Annotated in this window: 18 protein-coding genes; 11 read left to right on the plus strand and 7 right to left on the minus strand. The window is 62.0% G+C overall.

Annotation, left to right across the window (positions count from 1 at the left end):
• Positions 1–155 precede the first annotated feature (155 nt).
• The 5 genes from AC0L15_RS14980 to AC0L15_RS15000 form a co-directional block, all read right to left on the minus strand.
• Positions 156–1,205, minus strand: a complete 1,050-nt coding sequence (locus AC0L15_RS14980; protein WP_287249256.1) for an L-idonate 5-dehydrogenase — start codon at positions 1,203–1,205, stop codon at positions 156–158.
• The gene (locus AC0L15_RS14985) at positions 1,202–2,608 is read right to left on the minus strand and encodes a TRAP transporter large permease (protein ID WP_287249255.1); all 1,407 of its coding nucleotides are present in this window, start codon (positions 2,606–2,608) and stop codon (positions 1,202–1,204) included. The genes AC0L15_RS14980 and AC0L15_RS14985 overlap by 4 nt, the downstream gene beginning before the upstream one ends.
• 3 nt (positions 2,609–2,611) lie before the next feature.
• Positions 2,612–3,184 carry a TRAP transporter small permease gene (locus tag AC0L15_RS14990; protein WP_287064496.1) on the minus strand — a complete coding sequence of 191 codons (573 nt, stop codon included), beginning with the start codon at positions 3,182–3,184 and terminating at the stop codon, positions 2,612–2,614.
• Positions 3,185–3,263: 79 nt separating this feature from the next.
• Entirely contained in the window at positions 3,264–4,238 is a 975-nt protein-coding gene (locus tag AC0L15_RS14995; protein ID WP_287249254.1) for a sialic acid TRAP transporter substrate-binding protein SiaP, read from the minus strand.
• A gap of 60 nt (positions 4,239–4,298) precedes the next feature.
• Entirely contained in the window at positions 4,299–5,018 is a 720-nt protein-coding gene (locus tag AC0L15_RS15000; protein WP_091593871.1) for a FadR/GntR family transcriptional regulator, read from the minus strand.
• Between the two features lie 212 nt (positions 5,019–5,230).
• Here AC0L15_RS15000 and AC0L15_RS15005 point away from each other — a divergent pair, with 212 nt between their 5' ends.
• Complete coding sequence (locus AC0L15_RS15005) at positions 5,231–5,431, plus strand: cupredoxin domain-containing protein (protein ID WP_287249253.1); 201 nt, start codon at positions 5,231–5,233, stop codon at positions 5,429–5,431.
• A gap of 32 nt (positions 5,432–5,463) precedes the next feature.
• Here the strand turns inward: AC0L15_RS15005 and AC0L15_RS15010 are convergent, their stop codons facing one another.
• Positions 5,464–6,126, minus strand: coding sequence for a hypothetical protein (locus AC0L15_RS15010; RefSeq protein ID WP_287249252.1), 663 nt, complete (start codon positions 6,124–6,126; stop codon positions 5,464–5,466).
• A 209-nt stretch (positions 6,127–6,335) separates the two neighbouring features.
• Here AC0L15_RS15010 and AC0L15_RS15015 point away from each other — a divergent pair, with 209 nt between their 5' ends.
• From AC0L15_RS15015 to AC0L15_RS15040, 6 genes are all read left to right on the plus strand, one after another.
• Positions 6,336–7,502, plus strand: a complete 1,167-nt coding sequence (locus AC0L15_RS15015; RefSeq protein WP_287064501.1) for an FAD-dependent monooxygenase — start codon at positions 6,336–6,338, stop codon at positions 7,500–7,502.
• Positions 7,503–7,731: 229 nt separating this feature from the next.
• Entirely contained in the window at positions 7,732–10,248 is a 2,517-nt protein-coding gene (locus AC0L15_RS15020; RefSeq protein WP_287249248.1) for a heavy metal translocating P-type ATPase, read from the plus strand.
• A 9-nt stretch (positions 10,249–10,257) separates the two neighbouring features.
• Positions 10,258–10,656 (plus strand): Cu(I)-responsive transcriptional regulator, encoded by a 399-nt coding sequence (gene cueR / locus AC0L15_RS15025; protein WP_023798548.1) that lies wholly within the window; start codon positions 10,258–10,260, stop codon positions 10,654–10,656.
• Positions 10,657–10,709: 53 nt separating this feature from the next.
• Positions 10,710–11,213 carry a cytochrome c gene (locus AC0L15_RS15030; RefSeq protein ID WP_287249245.1) on the plus strand — a complete coding sequence of 168 codons (504 nt, stop codon included), beginning with the start codon at positions 10,710–10,712 and terminating at the stop codon, positions 11,211–11,213.
• Between the two features lie 66 nt (positions 11,214–11,279).
• The gene (locus AC0L15_RS15035; RefSeq protein ID WP_287249243.1) at positions 11,280–13,283 is read left to right on the plus strand and encodes a multicopper oxidase domain-containing protein; all 2,004 of its coding nucleotides are present in this window, start codon (positions 11,280–11,282) and stop codon (positions 13,281–13,283) included.
• A 26-nt stretch (positions 13,284–13,309) separates the two neighbouring features.
• Positions 13,310–13,747, plus strand: coding sequence for a YqaA family protein (locus AC0L15_RS15040; protein WP_091593883.1), 438 nt, complete (start codon positions 13,310–13,312; stop codon positions 13,745–13,747).
• Between the two features lie 139 nt (positions 13,748–13,886).
• Here AC0L15_RS15040 and AC0L15_RS15045 read toward each other — a convergent pair whose 3' ends face one another.
• The gene (locus tag AC0L15_RS15045; RefSeq protein WP_473496538.1) at positions 13,887–14,441 is read right to left on the minus strand and encodes a hypothetical protein; all 555 of its coding nucleotides are present in this window, start codon (positions 14,439–14,441) and stop codon (positions 13,887–13,889) included.
• Between the two features lie 153 nt (positions 14,442–14,594).
• On the opposite strand from AC0L15_RS15045, the gene AC0L15_RS15050 reads away from it, so the two are divergent.
• Genes AC0L15_RS15050 through AC0L15_RS15065 form a run of 4 tightly spaced genes read left to right on the plus strand, consistent with a single transcriptional unit; the run spans position 14,595 to position 18,271 of the window.
• The gene (locus AC0L15_RS15050; protein WP_287249240.1) at positions 14,595–16,052 is read left to right on the plus strand and encodes a TolC family protein; all 1,458 of its coding nucleotides are present in this window, start codon (positions 14,595–14,597) and stop codon (positions 16,050–16,052) included.
• A gap of 17 nt (positions 16,053–16,069) precedes the next feature.
• A complete protein-coding gene (locus tag AC0L15_RS15055; protein ID WP_287249239.1) occupies positions 16,070–17,428 on the plus strand; it encodes a multicopper oxidase family protein in 1,359 nt (452 codons plus the stop codon).
• 43 nt (positions 17,429–17,471) lie between these two features.
• Positions 17,472–17,960 (plus strand): cupredoxin domain-containing protein, encoded by a 489-nt coding sequence (locus tag AC0L15_RS15060; protein WP_287249237.1) that lies wholly within the window; start codon positions 17,472–17,474, stop codon positions 17,958–17,960.
• Between the two features lie 26 nt (positions 17,961–17,986).
• The gene (locus AC0L15_RS15065; protein WP_287249236.1) at positions 17,987–18,271 is read left to right on the plus strand and encodes a copper-binding protein; all 285 of its coding nucleotides are present in this window, start codon (positions 17,987–17,989) and stop codon (positions 18,269–18,271) included.
• Positions 18,272–18,289: the final 18 nt, after the last annotated feature.

The following is an 18,289-nucleotide window of genomic DNA, read 5'->3' on the forward strand; positions in this document are numbered from 1 at the left end:
TAGCGCTCTGCCGCTGATGGTAGTTGATACCGAGCGATGGAAATATTCCGCCCTTGTGTGAGCAGCACATCGCTTACTTCGTGGCCGAAGGAGCAGAACGCTTAGAGTGTCATTTCGCCCTACCGGGACCGCCCTGGCGCCGGGAAAAAAGCGCCTCAGTCGCCGGTCAGCACCACCTTGACGCTCTGCGAGCGGTCGGCGGCCAAGGCAAACGCATCGCGGGCCGAGGAGAGGGGGCGTTCGGCGGTCACCAGCTTCAGGACATCTATATCCCCGCTGACGATGAGGTCGACCGCCTCGTTGAATTCTGCGCCGAAACGAAACGTGCCGTTCAGATTGATTTCCTTGGCCATCACCGCATTGGCGGCCACCGGGATCTGACCACCCGGCAGATTGCCGACCTGAACGACCGTGCCGCCGCGCCGGACGCTGGCGATCGCAGCTGCGAGACCCGCGGCGGTGCCTGAAATCTCGAACGCGACATCGATCATCTTGTCGGCCGCGAGCGCCTTGAGCTCGTCATCGCCGCCGAACAGGTTGATCGTCCTGTTTGCTCCAAGTTTGCTGGCGAAGGCGAGCGGCGCCGTGGCTATGTCGGCGACGGTGAGCTCGCCACAACCCTTGAGCCGGGCGGCGAGCATGGTCAGGAGCCCGATGGGGCCGGCACCGATCACGATGACGTTGCGGCCGGCAATGTCGCCGGCCCGCGCCACGGCATGCAGGCTGACGGCGAGCGGTTCGGCGAGTGCCGCCGCCTTGTAGGCGACAGCATGCGGAACCTTGACGCATTGCGCCGGCGTGGCATCGAACAGGCTGGCAAAACCGCCTTGCATGTGCGGCGTTTTCGACGCCGAGCCCATGAAATAGATTTTTTCACAGAGATTGGCGCGGCCCTCCGCGCATCGCGCGCATTGTCCGCACCAGCGCGACGGGTTAACCGCCACGCGATCACCGACGGCAAGTCCTGGCGCGTCCGCGTTGATCTCGACGATCTCTCCGGCGACCTCGTGGCCAAGCACGAGCGGCGATGTGACGACGAAATCGCCGGTCCGCGCGTGGCGGAAATAGTGCAGGTCGGAACCGCAGATGCCGCCGGCGCCGAAGCGCACGCGCACCATTCCGGGCGCGAGGGGGCCGAGTGGGTGCTCGACGACGCGCAGATCCTCGGGGCCGAACAGCGTTGCGGCGATTGCACGGTCGATCAACGGATCAGCCCCATTTGCGTCGGCAGCCACAGCGAGATGGCGGGGATGAAGGTGATCAGGATCAGCGCGACGATCAACGGGACGAGCCAGGGCAGAATTGCCATGGTCGTACGCTCGACCGACAGCTTGGCGACCCGCGAGAGGACGAACAGCACCATGCCGAGCGGCGGATGGAGCAGACCGATCATCAGATTGAGCGTCATGATCAGACCGAAATGCACAGGGTCGATGCCGTAGAGGACCACGATCGGCAGGAGGATCGGCACGAGGATCGTGATGGCGGCGATCGTGTCGAGAAAACAGCCGACTACCAGCATCAGGATGTTGACCAGGATCAGGAACACCCATTTGTTTTCGGTCAGCGATGTGATGAAGACCGAGAACAGCTGCGCCGCCTGGCTGACCGTGAGCAACCAGGCGAAGATCGACGCTGCGGTGACGATGAAAAGGACCGACGCGGTCGTCTCGATCGTGTCGAAACTGGCCTTGGCGAGGGCTGCGAGTGTCATCGTCCGATAGCGCACGAGCCCGAGAAACAACGACCAGATGACGGCGGCCATGGCCGCTTCGGTCGGGGTGAACCAGCCCATGGTCATGCCGCCGATCAGGATGATCGGCGTCATCAGCGCCATGACGGCGGAAAAGTCGAAATACCAGTCGCAGGCGATCAGGACGACGAGCGCGATTCCAACGGCGATGTTGAGCGACAGTCCCATCTGGACAAGGACATAGACGGCCAGCGGAAAGCAGCACACGACGGCGACCTCGATCGAGGCGGCGGCGAGCCGGTTCAGTTTGAACGGTGTGTCCGAACCCCAGCCCCGGCGGTGGGCGAAGATCGCGACCGTCACCATCATCAGCGCCGTCATGACGACGCCGGGCAGGATGCCGGCCATGAATAGCGCGCCGATCGAGACGTTGGCCATCATGCCGTAGATGACGAAGGGCAGCGACGGCGGGAAGATCGGGCCGAGCGTCGAGGAGGCGGCGGTGACGCCGACCGCCGCCTCCACGGGATAGCCATGGTCCTTCATCGCCTTGATCTCAATGGTGCCGATGCCGGCGGCGTCGGCAAGGGCTGCGCCCGACATGCCGGCGAAGACCACCGATCCGATGATGTTCACCTGCGCGAGGCCGCCCTTCATCCAGCCGACAAGCGCCAGCGCGAAGGAATAGATTCGCCCGGTGACACCGGCGATGTTCATTAGGTTGCCGGCAAAGATGAAGAACGGCACGGCAAGCAGCGGAAAGCTCTCGACACCGGCGATCATGCGCTGCGCGGCGATGATGTCGGGCGCCACGCCATAGAAGACGAGATAGAGCAGCGACGACACCGCCATCGACACAGCGACAGGCACGCCGACCAGCATCAGGACGAGAAAGGCTCCGATCAGAAGCAGCATGGCCTATTCCCCCAATCCGTCGAACGCGGCGGGGCGCTCGAGCGCCGAGTAGCCACGGCGAATGTTGCCGATGAAGACCTGGATGGCGCGCAGCATCATCAGCACGAAACCGGCGAAGACGGCGTAGAAGACGACGTTGCGCGGCAGGTTGATGGTGACCATCCGCTCGCGGTGGACGATCCCGACATAGCGCCAGAGAAGCCAGGACATGTAGGCGAAGAAGCAGATGGTAATCACATTGACTGCGAGCGCCAGGTAGCGCCCCGCCCCAGCGGGGAGATAGTGATAGAGCACGTCGACGTGGATGTGGCGCGTGGTGCGCGTGCACATCACCGAGCCCAGGAAGACCACGACGACGAGGCAGTTGATCGCGATCTCCTCGGTCCAGGCAAAACTGTTGTTCATGACGTAGCGCGTGAAGAACTGCAGGAACACGCAGAACGACATGCCCCAGAACACGGCGAGCGTGACCCAGTCCTCCACCGCGTATCGCGACAGATCGATGGGCGGCGCTTCTTCCTCGAAGGCATGCGCCAGTTCTTCGGCTGTAACCTGGGTGTGGACCTCTTCGGTCATCGGCAAGCTCCGGGCACTGTTGGACAGCGGGCTCGACAGACCCGACGCGCTTGTCGCGCCGGGCCCGGATCGATGCGGGTTACTTGACGGCGCGGATCGCCTCCCAATCCTCTTTGCGGTAGCCGAACTCCTCGAACGTCACCTTCTCCATCACGTTCTTTTCGAAATCGGCGCGATCGACTTCGGTAACGGTGAGACCGCGCTCCTTGAAGGTATCAACCAGAGCCTTCTCGCGATCGACGATGATCTTGGTCGCTCGCGCGGCGGCTTCCTGCATCACCTCGGTGAAGATCGCCTTGTCCTCGTCCGACAATTGCGACCAGCGCGATTGCGACACGACCGTGTTGAGATGATCGACGATGTGCCCGGTCAGGACAATGTGCTTTTGCACTTCGTAGAACTTCTTGGCGTCGATCGTCGTCAGCGGGTTTTCCTGCGCTTCCACCGTGCCCTGCTGCAAGGCGAGATAGACCTCGGCGAAGGCGATCGGCGCGGTGTTGGCGCCGCAGGCGCGCGGCATGGCGAGATAGGCCGGCACATCAGGCACGCGGATCTTCAGGCCCTGCATGTCGGCGCATTTCTCGATGGGCCGGTTGGACGTCGTGTGACGCGTGCCGTAGTAGGTGGTCGCGGTGATGTGATGGCCGGAGGCCTCTTCGAAGCCGCCGGTCAACTCCTTGTATTTGTCGCTCTTGGTGTAAGCGAGCAGGTGATCGGCGTCGCGGAAAGTGAACGGGAAGTAGGTCACGCCGATCGGCGGGAATTCGCGGGCGGCGAAGCTCGATCCAGAGATGATGATGTCGACCGTGCCGAGGGTCAGCCCCTGGTTGATGTCGGCTTCCTTGCCGAGTTGCGAAGCCGGGAAGACATCGATCGTATAGCGGCCGTCGGTGCGCTTCTTGATCTCTTCTGCCGCCCACACCGACTCGGTGTGGAAGGGTTCGGACGTTTCGTAGACGTGGGCCCATTTCAGCGCGGTTTGTGCAGAGGCCGAAGCCATGGGCAGAGCGATTGCGGCGATCGTGCCGAGCAGAACGACGTATTTCCTCAACATCATATTCCTCCCTGTGAATGGATTGACGGTGCCGACAGGATCCTCCCGGTCGGCTGACTCCTATCCCGCGACCTCCCTGGCCGCGGATTTCTCACCGAAATTGCGTGAGAATCTCAGTTGCGACTGACGCAGATGTTCTTGCATGGCGGCCTTGGCCCGTTCAGGGTCGCGCGCCGCGATCGCGTCGCGCACCGCGCGATGCTCCTCCGCGGCGGCCCGCCAGGACTCCCTATTCTCGAAATAGCTCGACAGGCGTTCGAAATATGGGTTCATGCGCTGGTCGAAGAGCTCGCCAATGCAGCGCACCAGCACGGCGTTTCCGAGAATGCCCGCCACCATCGTATGGAACTCGCGGTCGAGCGCGATCGTCATCCTGGTCGGGCGAGGTATGTCCTCCATGCGGCGCAGCACGTCGTCCATATGCTCGATGTCGATCGGCCGAGCATGGAGGGCGGCTTCGGCGGCGATCGCCCCTTCGATGAACTCGCGTGCCCGCAACAGCTCGAACGGGCCTTCATCCATTTCTGCGGTCAAAATTTCGGCACGCGGCGGTTCGGTGACGTAGATGCCCGAGCCGACGCGAATGCGTATGCGCCCCTCGACCTCGAGCGCGATCAGCGCTTCACGGACGGTCGGGCGGGAGATGCCAAGCTGATCGGCCAGCTCGCGCTCGGTCGGCAGCCGATCGCCGACTGCGAACTCGCCCGCGTCGATCAGCTGCCTGAGCTGATCGGCGATCTGTCGGTAAAGTCGACGCGGTTCAACGGCCTGGATCGGCATTGTTACCCAGTTCTACTTCAACGGAATCATCTGGCTGATCCCGGATCGGTAAATTGGTCTGACCTATTGATCGATACTTGCCGCGAAAAAAGCTGAGAGTCAAGCAGCAGAGAACGCCCATGGAACCCATTCTCCGTGACTTCTTGGAAACGACCGATCGGCCATGGCTGGACGGCAACTCTTGAACTTCCAGCAGCTGGAAGGATTATCGCGTGGTTTCCGCCGGCCGACAGCCGAACTATTTCACCATTAACGGCCGCGCCTATCCTTCGACGGACACGATCAGGATGAAAGTCGGCGAAACTCTGATAGTGCGCTTCATCGGCACCAATGTGCCACTTGTGGCAGCGGATCATGCTGCGGCGACCTCCAGCACCGTAGCATATCTCACCTGCGCAATGAGTATAGACTGAGAGGGGGCGCCAGGGCAGCTAGGGAAGCCGTGTCATCGAGCCAATGGATAGGTCTGCGGCGACTTCCGATATGCCTCTTCACAACGCGGCGAACAAAACCATGGCCCTTCTGGGGCGGCCCGTCGATAGGATGCATACGGAGCATGCATCTTGCACACTGGATCGATCCAGGCCGGGTCAGGCGAGGGGGCAAGTTCGATCTCATAAATGGGAACTTCGCCAGCTACCGACCGCAGCGCCACCTTTCCGAGATCTCGCACCAGGATGCCTTTGGCGGCAGCGGCGTCGGCAATGGGTTGAGTCGCAAGCAATTGACCGGGGGACGCAAGCGCAGCAATACGTGCCGCTATGTTGACCGTCGATCCAAACAGATCACCTGCCCTGCGGATGACCGGTCCATGGTTCAGTGCCGACCGGGTGAGCGGAAGGCGCGGTTCTTCCCGGCATGCCTGCAACAGCGTTCCAAGCGCCTGGATCGCTAACTCCGGCTCCGGAAACGAGAGCATCGCTTCATCCCCGATCCACTTGATCGGAGGCTCGTAGCCAGCAAGCGCCTCGCGGACCATGCTCTCGAAAATCTCGAGCACATCGATTGCCGCTGCATCTCCATAAATGTCCGCGATGGCGCTAAAGCCCGCAAGATCGATGAATGCCACCGTAGCCGAAGCGCCGACGGAACTCTGCGTCTGGCTCATATCCCTGTCCATGCGAAGTTATTTAACGCCTGTAACACGGTTTCGCGAATCTCGGACGCGATCGTCAGAGCTCCAGGGCGTCGGTTACGCCACACCGCAGACCTCCCTTCGAGTGAAATTGGAGAAGGCGTTAGCCGCCTGTTTCCTCGGGAACACTTTGGTCTCGCAAAGTGTTTTGCCGCGTGGCAAAGGCGAAAGGGAGCGTGAACATGCGCGCAGTCATCATTGGTGCAGGCATCGCCGGACTTGCAGTTGCCAAGGGCCTGCGCCTCCTCGGATGGGAGACCGAGATTTACGAGCAGGCGAGCGAGCTGAAACCACTCGGTGCGGGTCTCAGTCTCAGCGCCAATGCGCTTCGTGCCCTTCGTACGCTCGGCCTATATGAAGCGGTTGTGACCGAGGCGCAGCCAATACACAGACTCGACCTTCTCGACGACAAGGGACAAGTTCTCCAATCGACGGATTTTCAGCGCTTCAGTCAGCAATATGGTCACCTCAGCATGGCCGTGCTGCACCGTGGCGATCTCCACAAGGCCCTTCTTTCGGAACTACCGCGTTCTGTCATCCGCACCGACATGGAATGCGTGGATGCACGGCAGGTTGGTGAGAATATTGCCCTGCGCTTCGTAAATGGGGAGATTGTGGAAAGCGAGCTGGTGCTCGCTTGCGATGGCATTCACTCCGCGGTTCGTAGGGCGCTGTCTCCGCAGTCGCGCGAGCATTTCGCCCGCTACACCTGCTGGCGCGCCATCGCGCCCGGTTTTCCGCAAGGAATGGACCCGACGCGTCTTACCGAAAGCTGGGGGGCCGGAAAACGCATCGGCCTGGCCGCGATCCCCGGCGAAAGGGTCTACTGGTTTGCTTGCTGTGGCGCGAATCACCGGGACGACCCCAAGCTGGCTCAGGCCGATCTTGCAGAAGTGCAGGCGATGTTTTCCGGATTTCACGAGCCAGTCCCGGAGGTCCTTGATCGGACACCGGCGGACGCGCTGATCTGGACGGATATACTCGATCTCGATCCAATGCCCTCGTTTACGCACGGAAGGGCGGTTTTGCTTGGCGACGCCGCGCATGCGGTGACGCCCGATCTGGGACAAGGAGCCGGACTTGCCATCGAAGACGCGGCCGTTCTTGCAGCGTTGTTCGGGCGGCTTCCGACCGACCGGGCCATCCGCGAGTATGACAAGCGCCGTCTCAGCAGGGCACATAGGGTCGCGGCTGAATCGCGCCTCTATGCGAAAGTGGCGCAGTGGCAGAACCCGCTGGTCGTCCCGCTACGCAACTTGCTGGTAAAGAGCATACCGGAGCGTTTCATGGACCGGCAGCTCGAGGCGGTTCTCGATATCGATTTCGAGCCTGTCAGGAACGCCGCCTAGCGCCGGCGATTAAACGCACACCAATCGTCCAATTTTTCTTGTCGGCGGCATAGTGGCCAAGGCCCTGGCGGCAGGTGAAGGGGCGCCCATCTCATCCTGCGGCAGCCCACAGGGGGACACGCTGGCCATATCGCGGCGGAAGTAAGCGATCATTTTGCAGAAAGCCACTTGACCTTCCAGTAACTGGAAACCGTAGGTGGAAGGGGAGTTGCCCATTTAGGAGTGCCCCATGATCGACCGTCACGATGATGCCACCCACACCGACGCATCGCATGGCTCGTGCTGTTCCTCGCACGCGCCGGCCGCTGCCTCAATCGTCGTCACTCGCGATCCAGTGTGCGGCATGACAGTCGATCCAGCGGCGGGAAAGCCGTCAGCGACCTTGGGCGGCCACAGCTATCATTTCTGTTCGGAAGGCTGCCGGACCAAGTTCCAGAAGGAGCCAGAAGCCTTTCTGAATGCAACCGATCCGGTTTGCGGGATGAAAGTCGAGCGCTCCACGGCGAATCATTTCGTGCGGCATGAGGGCAAGGGTTTTTACTTCTGCTCCGCCGGGTGCAAAGCCAAGTTCGAGGCCGATCCTCAGAAATATCTGAGCGGCCAGCCAGCGCCGGAGCCGATGCCGAAGGGCACGCAATATACTTGCCCGATGCATCCCGAGATTGTCCGCGACAAGCCCGGCTCCTGCCCGATCTGCGGCATGGCGCTGGAGCCGATGGGCGTGCCGACCGGCGACGAAGGTCCCAATCCGGAACTCGTCGACTTCACCCGCCGCTTTTGGGTAAGTGCCGTCCTGTCGATCCCGCTGCTTCTGATCACCATGGGACCGATGCTGGGCCTGCCGTTCCGCGACTGGCTCGGCGAACATCCGGCAGCCTGGATTGAGTTGGCGCTGGCGACCCCGGTGGTGCTCTGGGCGGCGATCCCCTTCTTCCATCGCGGCTGGGAGTCGATCGTCAACCGCAGTCCGAACATGTGGACGCTGATCTCGATCGGCGTCGGCACGGCCTATGTCTACAGCGTCGTGGCGACGTTATTCCCCAATCTCTTCCCGCACCAGTTTCGCGGCCACGGTGGCACGGTTCCGGTCTATTTCGAGGCAGCCGCAGTAATCGTCGCGCTGGTCTTTCTCGGCCAGGTGCTGGAGTTGAAGGCAAGGGAGCGCACCGGCTCGGCGATCCGCGCGCTTCTCGACCTGGCGCCGAAGACGGCCAGGCGAATTGCGGCGGACGGTTCGGAGGCAGACGTGCCGCTCGATGAAGTCAAGGCCGGCGAGCGGCTCCGCGTGCGGCCCGGCGACAGTGTGCCGGTCGACGGCACGGTGCTCGAAGGCCGCTCCTCGGTCGACGAATCGATGCTGAGCGGCGAACCTGTCCCCGTCGAGAAGACGCAAGGCGACTTTGTGACCGGCGGCACGCTCAACAAGAACGGAACGCTCGTCATCCGCGCCGAAAAGGTCGGCGCCGATACGATGCTGTCGCGCATCGTCGAAATGGTTGCCAAGGCGCAGCGCAGCAGAGCGCCCATCCAGGGACTTGCCGACCGCGTCTCCTATTACTTCGTGCCTACTGTCGTTCTGGTCGCCATCGTCGCCTTCATCGTCTGGGCCATCTATGGGCCTCAGCCGAGCATGGTCTTCGCCATCGTTTCGGCCGTCTCGGTGCTGATCATCGCCTGTCCCTGCGCGCTTGGGTTGGCGACGCCAATGTCGATTATGACCGCCACGGGACGCGGCGCGCAGGCTGGCGTGCTGATCAAGGAGGCGGAAGCGCTGGAACGCTTCGCCAAGGTCGATACGCTGATCGTCGACAAGACCGGCACGCTCACTGAGGGCAGGCCGAAGCTGACGGATGTCGTCGGGCTCGACGGCTTTCCCGAGGCCGAACTTCTCGGCCTTGCCGCCAGTCTGGAAAAGGGTTCGGAGCATCCGCTGGCCGAGGCGATCGTCGAGGGCGCGCGGGAGCGCGGCGCAGAAATCGGCGAGGCCGGCGACTTCGAGGCCGTCACCGGCAAGGGAGTCCGAGGGGCCGTCAAGGGCCGCGCTGTCGCGCTCGGCAACGCGCTGCTTATGGACGATCTGGGCATCGGCCTGGAGGTGGCGAAGGAGCGTGCCGATGCGCTGCGGTCCGACGGCAAGACCGTGATGTTCGTTGCGACCGACGGCAGGCTTGCCGGTTTCGTCGCCGTCGCCGATCCGATCAAGGCGACAACGGTCGAAGCGATCCGCGCGCTGCACGACAGCGGGCTCAGGATCATTATGGCGACGGGCGACAACGAGCGCACCGCGAAGGCGGTGGCGGCGAAGCTTGGCATCGACGAGGTGCGGGCCGACATGCTGCCCGAAAGCAAGAAGACGCTGATCGATGAGCTGCATGCCAAAGGCGCGGGCGTCGCGATGGCCGGCGACGGCGTTAACGACGCGCCCGCATTGGCGGCGGCCGATGTCGGCATCGCGATGGGAACCGGCGCCGACGTGGCGGTCGAGAGCGCCGGCATCACGTTGGTCAAGGGCGACCTCAACGGCATCGTCCGGGCGCGGCGGCTGTCGCAGGCGACGATCCGCAATATCAAGCAGAACCTGTTCTTCGCCTTCGTCTACAACGCGCTCGGCGTGCCAGTGGCGGCCGGTGTCCTCTACCCGGTCTTCGGCACGCTGCTGTCGCCGATGATCGCCGCAGCGGCAATGAGCCTTTCGTCCGTTTCCGTGATCGGCAACGCGCTACGACTTCGTTCTCTGAAGCTTTGAGGTTAGACCATGAACATAGGAACCGCCGCAGAAAAGTCCGGCCTGCCGCCAAAGACCATCCGATACTACGAAGACATCGGTCTTCTTAGGCCTGATCGTGCCGACAACGGGTACCGGGATTATTCGACGGCCGACGTCCATCGCCTGCGCTTCCTGCAGCGGTCCCGAAGTCTTGGCTTCTCTGTGGAGGAATGCCGACAACTCCTTTCACTCTACCGCGACAAGGAGCGCGAGAGCGCGGATGTGAAGGCCATAGCGGAAGCCAAGCTCGCTGAAATCGACCGGAAACTGGCGGAACTCGCCGGACTGCGGGACATGCTTCGGCATCTCGCCGACCATTGCAACGGCGATGACCGACCTGATTGCCCGATCATCGACGGGCTTGCTGGACACGGCACGGTTCAGTGAGGCGCGTCCCCATCATTGCAGCAGTCCTTGTTACCGCCGGGATCGCCGCCGGGATGGCGCTCCCGAAGACAGCCGTCGCCCCAGTCGTCGCCGAGCGCCAAGCGTCGATGAAGGCGATGGCGAGCGCCGCCAAGACCATCTCCGAAATTTTTGCCGGCAAGGTGGCCTACGATGCCGCAGCCTTCAAGGCGGCAACCGAAACCATTCGCCGCCGGTCCGGAAGTGCCATGGTAGACGCATTTCCAGCGGACTCGCTTGGTGAACCCTCGGCCGCTAAGGCGGATATCGGTCAGTCCCAAGAAGAATTCGCCGCGCTCGCTCGCCATCTCGAAAGCCTGGCTGCGGCGCTGTCAGATGCGGCTGACGATGCGCCCGAAGGCATTACGGAAGCCATGAGGATGAAACCCGGAATGGCAATGGGCAGCAGCCTGCTCGGAAAACGGGCTGGCGGCGCGGCCGATTCCGATCCTTCGAAGATCCCAGCCGAACACGTATTCCATCTGATGCTGCAGAACTGCACGAACTGCCACGCCAAGTTCAGGGAGAAACGGCAGTAGGCAAGGCATCGACTTCACCCGTTGCCGGACTAGGTGACATTGACGACAATCGACAGGAATCCTGCAATGTTCGTACAGCCCGTCGACTACTTCCTCGCAGTCTGGTTCGTTCTGGCGGGCCTGAGCACGGCCTATGTTGCGTGGGACCAGTTCCGCAACAACCCCGAACCCGTGGTGATGAAATGGGGTTTCATCCTGGTCACGCTTTATATGGGGCCGCTGGGACTGCTGATTTACGTGCTGGCCGACAAGGAGCCTCGGCCAGGCGAACATGAGGCGTTCACCAAACCGCTCTGGAAGCAAGGCGTCGGCTCGACGATCCACTGTGTCGCCGGAGACGCCACCGGCATCATCCTCGCGGCGGCAATCACCGCCGCTCTTGGGCTGCCGATGTGGATCGATCTCATTGTCGAGTATGTTGCCGGATTCGCATTCGGCCTGTTCATCTTCCAGTCGCTGTTCATGAAATCGATGATGGGCGGCACCTACTGGGAGAATGTCCGCAAGAGCTTTATGCCGGAATTCATCAGCATGAATTTCATGATGGCGGGCATGGCGCCGATCATGAGCTTCCTGATGATGGGCAGCGACATGCGGGCCATGGAACCGACCGAGCTCCTGTTCTGGGGCGTCATGTCGTTCGGCGTGATCGTTGGATTCATCACCGCATATCCCGCCAACGTATGGATGGTGGCCCGTGGACTGAAGCACGGGCTGATGACCGAACGTGAACCGGAGTTCGACAAGGCAAGGGAAGGCAGGCGCGAGCACGCACATAGCGGCGCGAAAGCCGGGATGGTGGGGCACCACGCTTACGCGCGCCTCGATGAACATGCCAAGCCCAGACATGCCAACCCAGGCGGCAATCCCGGGCCTGGCCATCATGGATCCGGCCATGGCTCCTCCCACGGCGATGGGGGAGGAGGGTCGCGTGGTTCGCATGGCGGTCACGACGGTATGGAACCGGATGCAACTGTGCCGCAACTCGCGGCCTTCGGCGGCGTGTCCGTACTCGCGCTGGCGCTCGGCATGATCGCTCCGGCCAATTGGGTGAACCTTACCCTCAGCGCGCGAGACGTAGGCGGCGCCATCATGCCGCCCGGCATGATCATGGACCGCGACACGCCGGCTGCAGCGATGCTGGATATGGCCGCCGTGCATCCTCGCCTGATCACGGCCAGCCATGGTCTGGAGGTTCGCGGCGACCGGGAACTGGAAGCCAGGATGGAGAACGGGGTAAAGGTGTTCGACCTGGAAACCTCGGTCATCCGCTGGGCGATCCTGGCGGACGTGAAAGTCGACGCCTATGCGATCAACGGGCAGGTTCCCGGCCCGCGGCTGCATATCCGGCAAGGCGACCGGGTGCGCATCAATGTGACGAATCGCCTGCCGGAGAGTACGACCATCCATTGGCACGGGTTGATCCTGCCGAACGAAATGGACGGCCCGGCCGAGATCACGCAGGAGCCGATCCCGCCCGGCGGCAGCTACCGATACGAATTTACGGCAGGCCAATGGGGAACCTACTTCTATCACTCGCATGACCATGTCGATCGCCAGCAGGCGCTCGGACTCTACGGCGCACTCATCATCGATCCCGCCAATCCCCAGGACGAGATTGCGGCAGACCACGACTATGTTATCCAGCTTCAGGAATGGCTGATGCGGGAGGGCCTGACTTTTCCGTCGATGCCGATGGACGGCGGGCAGCCGAATTATTTCACCATCAACGGCCGCTCCTATCCTTCGACGGACACGATCAGGATGAAGGTCGGCGAAACTCTGAAAGTGCGCTTCATCGGCACCAATAATGGGTTTATCCACCCGATGCACATGCACGGCGGTCCATTCGAAGTTGTCGCCCGCGACGGCGAGACTATCCCGGAGTCGGCACGATTCCTTGCCGACACAGTCAACGTCGGACCAGGGCAACGCTACGATGTCGTCTGGCAGGCACGTCGGCCCGGAAAATGGCTGATCCATTGCCATATCGGGCATCATACGACCAACAACAATGTCGAAGAGAAGGGCGGTGGCGGACTGATGGTCGTAATCGATGTGCAACCCTGAAGCCCGCTCCGCAAGGCGAAACGTAGATGGATATCCTTGCCATCTACGGCGGCCTGTTTGCTATTGCCTTCGCTGCGGCGACCATCCTCCCGGCGCAGTCGGAGGCCGCCCTTGCAGGGCTCCTCGCCATGGATTCCTTCTCGCCCGCAATGCTGGTTCTTGTCGCCAGCCTGGGCAACGTCCTGGGTTCTGTGGTGAACTGGGGTCTTGGTCGAGGGATCGAACGCTTCCGGGACAGGCCCTGGTTTCCGCTGCGTCCCGCGACGCTCAACCGCGCCACGAATTGGTATCACCGCTATGGAAGATGGTCGCTCTTGTTAAGCTGGATGCCGATCGTCGGTGACCCACTGACCGTGGTCGCTGGGGCTTTGCGCGAGCCGCTATGGAGCTTCGTCGCGATCGTCGCCCTGGCGAAGGTTTCGCGTTATCTGGTTGTCGCCGGAACGGTGCTGAGCCTGATGTGAAATCGAAATGCAGACGCGTCGCAGCAGGCAGTGGCGTTCACTTTTGGTTGCACGCAACAAACTTTACGCACGCGAACTTGACAAATCAGACGAACAATGTCGGAAGGGTGCGATGACGACTCTTGGTCGAACTACGATCCTAGGAAACATACCGCTCCGAGCAATGCTGGCGGTCGTATTCCTGGTCATGTCGGCTCTTCAGCCTGGTCTGTTTGCCACAGCCAACGCCACGGGTTTTCACGCGGGGGCGGATCTTCACGCCGGGGTGGATCTCCAGGCCGAGACATCTGCACACGACATGGGCCATCACGGCGCCACGGCGGACGACGCGGACACGTCGGACCATCATCACGACGGCGCCAAGCAATCCTCCGACAAGAGCTGTGAAGTCCATTGTGCACCGGCACATGCGGTGCCGGTCGAATGCCCTGACTTGGAGCATGTTGTCTCCCGCTGCTTTGCGTCGGTCGTTGCCGTGACTTTGCCGCTTGGCGAATACGCAGCGCTGATAAGGCCCCCCAAACACACCTGAATTGACGCGCCCTCTTCGGGCGTTCGCGCGCAGCGTCGGGAATCCGTTCCCGCGCGGCCAAACGCATACGTCAAGCTTCAGGTCTACAATGAAAATCGCAAGCTCCGCGATGCTCGCATCGCTGCTAGTTGCCGGATGTTCTGCAACCACGCCGCCGGACATCCTTCCCACCTTCAATCCGGCCGATCCGGCTATGGGCGTCCGTGATGCGCACTACCACCCGGTCGTCGTTTATAGCCACCGGGAGCCAGTGGATCCGCAGAATTGGCGGCGCCTTAATGAAGAACGCTCCCCTGCGAACCCGGGAGCCGGATCATGAAGCGCCGGCTCCTGACCATGATTGCGATGGTAACCATCCCGCTGATCGCTGCCGGATGCACGACCAGCGGCGCGCTCAATGGCATCTCAGCCCCCATGGCCGGCTTCACGACAGTCGCGGCGCGTGCCGAATCCGTGACCGGCAAGCAAACCGTCTGGGTGCAGTCCAGCGAGGAAGCGCGGACGGTCTCGGAGCGCGTGAAGCGCCTCGTCCAGAAGAAGACGATCGGCCCGGACACCGCGGTGCAGGTCGCCTTGCTCAACAACAAGGGCCTGCAGGCCGCCTACGCCGAGATCGGCCTGTCGGCGGCCGACATGTGGCAGGAATCGATGCTCGTCAATCCGACGATCTCGGTCGGCATGATCGGCGTCGATCCTGTGCGGACGATTGAAGGAGCGGTGGTCAGCAACATCCTTGCGCTCGCGACCCATAAGCGGCGCGTCGCAGTCGCGGATGCGCGATTCCGTCAGGCTCAGCTCCGCGCCGCCGAAGAAACGTTACGTCTGGCCGCGGACACGCGGCGGGCCTGGATCAACGCCGTCTCGGCCTGGGAGAGCGTTTCCTATCTGAGCAAGGCGCAAGCCGCAGCCGATGCTGCCTCCGAACTTGCTCAAAAACTTGGCGAGACGGGCGCCTTCACAAAAACCGGCCAAGCCCGCGAACACGTCTTTTATGCCGAGATCACCGGTCAGGCGGCGGAGGCGCGGCTCGCCGCCCGGACCGCCAAGGAAGAGCTCACCCGGCTGATGGGCCTTTGGGGGCCGGACGTCGAGTACTCAGTCCCCAACATGCTTCCAGCCTTGCCCAAAGGCGCCAAGGCCAAACGCGCGATCGAGGCGGAGGCGGTAAGAAATCGCGTCGACCTTGAGATCGCAAGGCTTGAGCTGGAGGCGCTGGCGAAATCCTACGGTCTGACCGAGGCGACGCGCTACGTCAGCGATCTGGAACTGCTTTCCGGCGTGGAGGTGGAACGCGAGGAGGCCGAGGAGGGCGGAACCGAGACGAGTGTCTCACCCACTCTCGAGCTCGAGTTCGTCATTCCGATTTTCGACACCGGCAAGGCACGCATGCGCAAGGCCGAACTTGACTACATGCAAGCTGCAAATCGGATGGCGGAAAAGGCGGTCAATATCCGGTCCGAGGCCAGATCCGCCTATGACGCCTACCGTTCGACCCACGACATTGCCCGGCACTATCGGAACAATGTTGTGCCGCTGCGAACAAAGATCGAGGCGGAATCGCTCCTCACCTACAACGGCATGATCACCAACACGTTCGAACTGCTGGCGGACACACGCGCGAAAATCAGCTCGATCATGCTTTCCCTCAACGCCAAGCGCAATTTCTGGCTGGCCGACGTCAATCTCGGGACCGCCATCCACGGTGGCGGCGCAGGCTCGCCCGGCGGCGGCGACGCACCGGCAGCAGCCGAAGCGGGCGCCGAAGGCCACTGAACCTCAAGGAGAAGAAAATGCTTTCAAGACGTCAATTGCTTGGCGCGGGAGCCCTGCTCGCCGGCGCCACTGCATGGACCAAAACGTCCGCGATGGGGCTGCCCGACGCTGCAATCATGGAGTCCCCCGACATGCAGCCTCCGATCTTCCCAACGAGCGGACCGGACTACCAGCCGGTCGTGACGCTCAACGGCTGGACCCTTCCGCATCGCATGAACAACGGCGTGAAGGAGTTCCACCTCGTGGCCGAGCCGGTCGAGCGCGAGATGTCGCCCGGCATGACTGCCTATCTCTGGGGCTACAATGGTCAATCGCCCGGCCCGACCATAGAGGCGGTCGAGGGCGATCGAGTCCGCATCTTCGTAACAAACAAACTGCCGGAGCACACGACGATCCATTGGCACGGCATGATCCTGCCCAACGGCATGGACGGAGTGACCGGTCTAACCCAGCCCGGCATCCCGCCCGGCAAGACCTTCGTCTACGAGTTCGACCTCGTGAAGAGCGGCACATTCATGTACCACCCGCACGCCGACGAAATGGTCCAGATGGCCATGGGCATGATGGGCTTCTTCGTCATTCACCCGAAGGACCCGACGTTCATGCGGGTAGACCGCGATTTCGTGTTCCTGCTGAACGCCTTCGACATCGAACCGGGGTCGTACGTCCCGCGCATCATGGAGATGACGGACTTTAATCTGTGGGCATGGAACAGCCGCGTCTTTCCGGGGATCAGCCATCTCCCAGTTGCAAAGAACGACCGGGTGCGGGTGCGCGTCGGCAACCTGACGATGACCAACCATCCGATCCACATGCATGGCTATGACTTTGAAGTGACCTGCACGGACGGCGGCTGGGTCCGTCCGGAGGCGCGGTGGCCGGAGGTGTCGATCGACATCCCCGTGGGCGCCATGCGGGCGTACGAGTTCGATGCCAAATACGAAGGCGACTGGGCGATTCATTGCCACAAGTCGCATCATACAATGAATGCCATGGGCCACGACGTGCCCACGTTCATCGGCGTCGACAACTCGAAGGTCACCGACAAGATCCGCCGGGTGCAGCCCGAATACATGGCCATGGGTGACCGTGGCATGGCCGACATGGGCGAGATGGAGATGCCGCTTCCCGACAACACGATCCCGATGATGACCGGCTGGGGCCAATTCGGCGCGATCGAGATGGGCGGGATGTTCTCGGTCGTGAAGGTTCGCGAGGGCCTCGCCTCGAACGACTATGCCGATCCGGGCTGGTACCAGCACCCGGAGGGAACCGTGGCTTACGAGTGGAAGGGAGATGTCCCCGCTCCGACGAAATCAGGCGACGCAAAAACGATGGCCCCGGCAACGCACGGCGGTCACGGCAAACAGGGATGAGAATCCGAATCCCCTCAACCTCAACAACGAGAGAAAGTGCAACATGAAACATATAATCGCAGCGACCGTTTTGATGGCGGTCAGTTCGGGAGCAGCTCTTGCCGGTGGAACCCACGCTGGAGGCCATGGCGACAAAGCCGCCACGATGCCGATCGGCAGCCCTGGCGAGGCTGGCAAGGCAAAGCGGACCATCAACATCTCAATGTCGGAGAAGGACGACGGAAAAATGTTGTTCCAGCCGGCCGTGCTCAAGGTGAAGAAGGGCGAGACCGTTCGCCTGGAGTTCGTCAACAAGGGCCAAGTCGACCACGAATTCGTCATGGACGTCCATGACGGGATCATGGAGCACAAGGCGCTGATGGAGAAATTCCCCGAGATGGAGCACGCCGATCCCAATTCGATCCGGCTGGCGCCCGGCGCCAGAGGCGAGATCATCTGGACGTTCGCCAACGCCGGCGAATTCGGCTTCGCCTGCCTGATCCCGGGTCACTACGATTCCGGCATGAAGGGCGACATCAGCGTCGCTCACTAACCCTCAAACCCGCAAAGGAAGCAGCCATGAAACTATTGGTAAAGGCACTATCGACCCTGGCGCTCGCGCTCGCCATCGGCGGGAGCGCGCTCGCACAGGAATACGTTAAAGGCGAGGTCGTCAAAATCGACGCTAAGCAGAAGAAGCTGACAATCAAACATGAGCCGCTGGCGAATCTCGACATGCCCGCTATGACGATGGTGTTCGTCGTCGCGGAGGACGCCATGCTCGATAAAGTCAAAACGGGTCAGGCGATAGAGTTCACAGCCGATCGCGTGAACGGGCGCATCACGGTCACGGAAATCAAGTAGGCGAGGTGCGTGGATGGC

It is taken from the genome of Mesorhizobium sp. WSM4846 (assembly GCF_055811415.1).

Bases quoted from the DNA above. Each gene is read 5' to 3' on its own strand.
- AC0L15_RS15045 (WP_473496538.1), bottom strand. From the start codon at position 14,441: ATGTCCGGCGGCGTGGTTGCAGAACATCCGGCAACTAGCAGCGATGCG.
- AC0L15_RS15030 (WP_287249245.1), top strand. From the start codon at position 10,710: ATGGCGCTCCCGAAGACAGCCGTCGCCCCAGTCGTCGCCGAGCGCCAA.
- AC0L15_RS15055 (WP_287249239.1), top strand. From the start codon at position 16,070: ATGCTTTCAAGACGTCAATTGCTTGGCGCGGGAGCCCTGCTCGCCGGC.
- AC0L15_RS15010 (WP_287249252.1), bottom strand. From the start codon at position 6,126: ATGAGCCAGACGCAGAGTTCCGTCGGCGCTTCGGCTACGGTGGCATTC.
- AC0L15_RS15020 (WP_287249248.1), top strand. From the start codon at position 7,732: ATGATCGACCGTCACGATGATGCCACCCACACCGACGCATCGCATGGC.
- AC0L15_RS15050 (WP_287249240.1), top strand. From the start codon at position 14,595: ATGAAGCGCCGGCTCCTGACCATGATTGCGATGGTAACCATCCCGCTG.
- AC0L15_RS14990 (WP_287064496.1), bottom strand. From the start codon at position 3,184: ATGACCGAAGAGGTCCACACCCAGGTTACAGCCGAAGAACTGGCGCAT.
- AC0L15_RS15015 (WP_287064501.1), top strand. From the start codon at position 6,336: ATGCGCGCAGTCATCATTGGTGCAGGCATCGCCGGACTTGCAGTTGCC.
- AC0L15_RS14995 (WP_287249254.1), bottom strand. From the start codon at position 4,238: ATGTTGAGGAAATACGTCGTTCTGCTCGGCACGATCGCCGCAATCGCT.
- AC0L15_RS14985 (WP_287249255.1), bottom strand. From the start codon at position 2,608: ATGCTGCTTCTGATCGGAGCCTTTCTCGTCCTGATGCTGGTCGGCGTG.
- cueR (WP_023798548.1), top strand. From the start codon at position 10,258: ATGAACATAGGAACCGCCGCAGAAAAGTCCGGCCTGCCGCCAAAGACC.
- AC0L15_RS15040 (WP_091593883.1), top strand. From the start codon at position 13,310: ATGGATATCCTTGCCATCTACGGCGGCCTGTTTGCTATTGCCTTCGCT.
- AC0L15_RS15065 (WP_287249236.1), top strand. From the start codon at position 17,987: ATGAAACTATTGGTAAAGGCACTATCGACCCTGGCGCTCGCGCTCGCC.
- AC0L15_RS15060 (WP_287249237.1), top strand. From the start codon at position 17,472: ATGAAACATATAATCGCAGCGACCGTTTTGATGGCGGTCAGTTCGGGA.
- AC0L15_RS15035 (WP_287249243.1), top strand. From the start codon at position 11,280: ATGTTCGTACAGCCCGTCGACTACTTCCTCGCAGTCTGGTTCGTTCTG.
- AC0L15_RS15000 (WP_091593871.1), bottom strand. From the start codon at position 5,018: ATGCCGATCCAGGCCGTTGAACCGCGTCGACTTTACCGACAGATCGCC.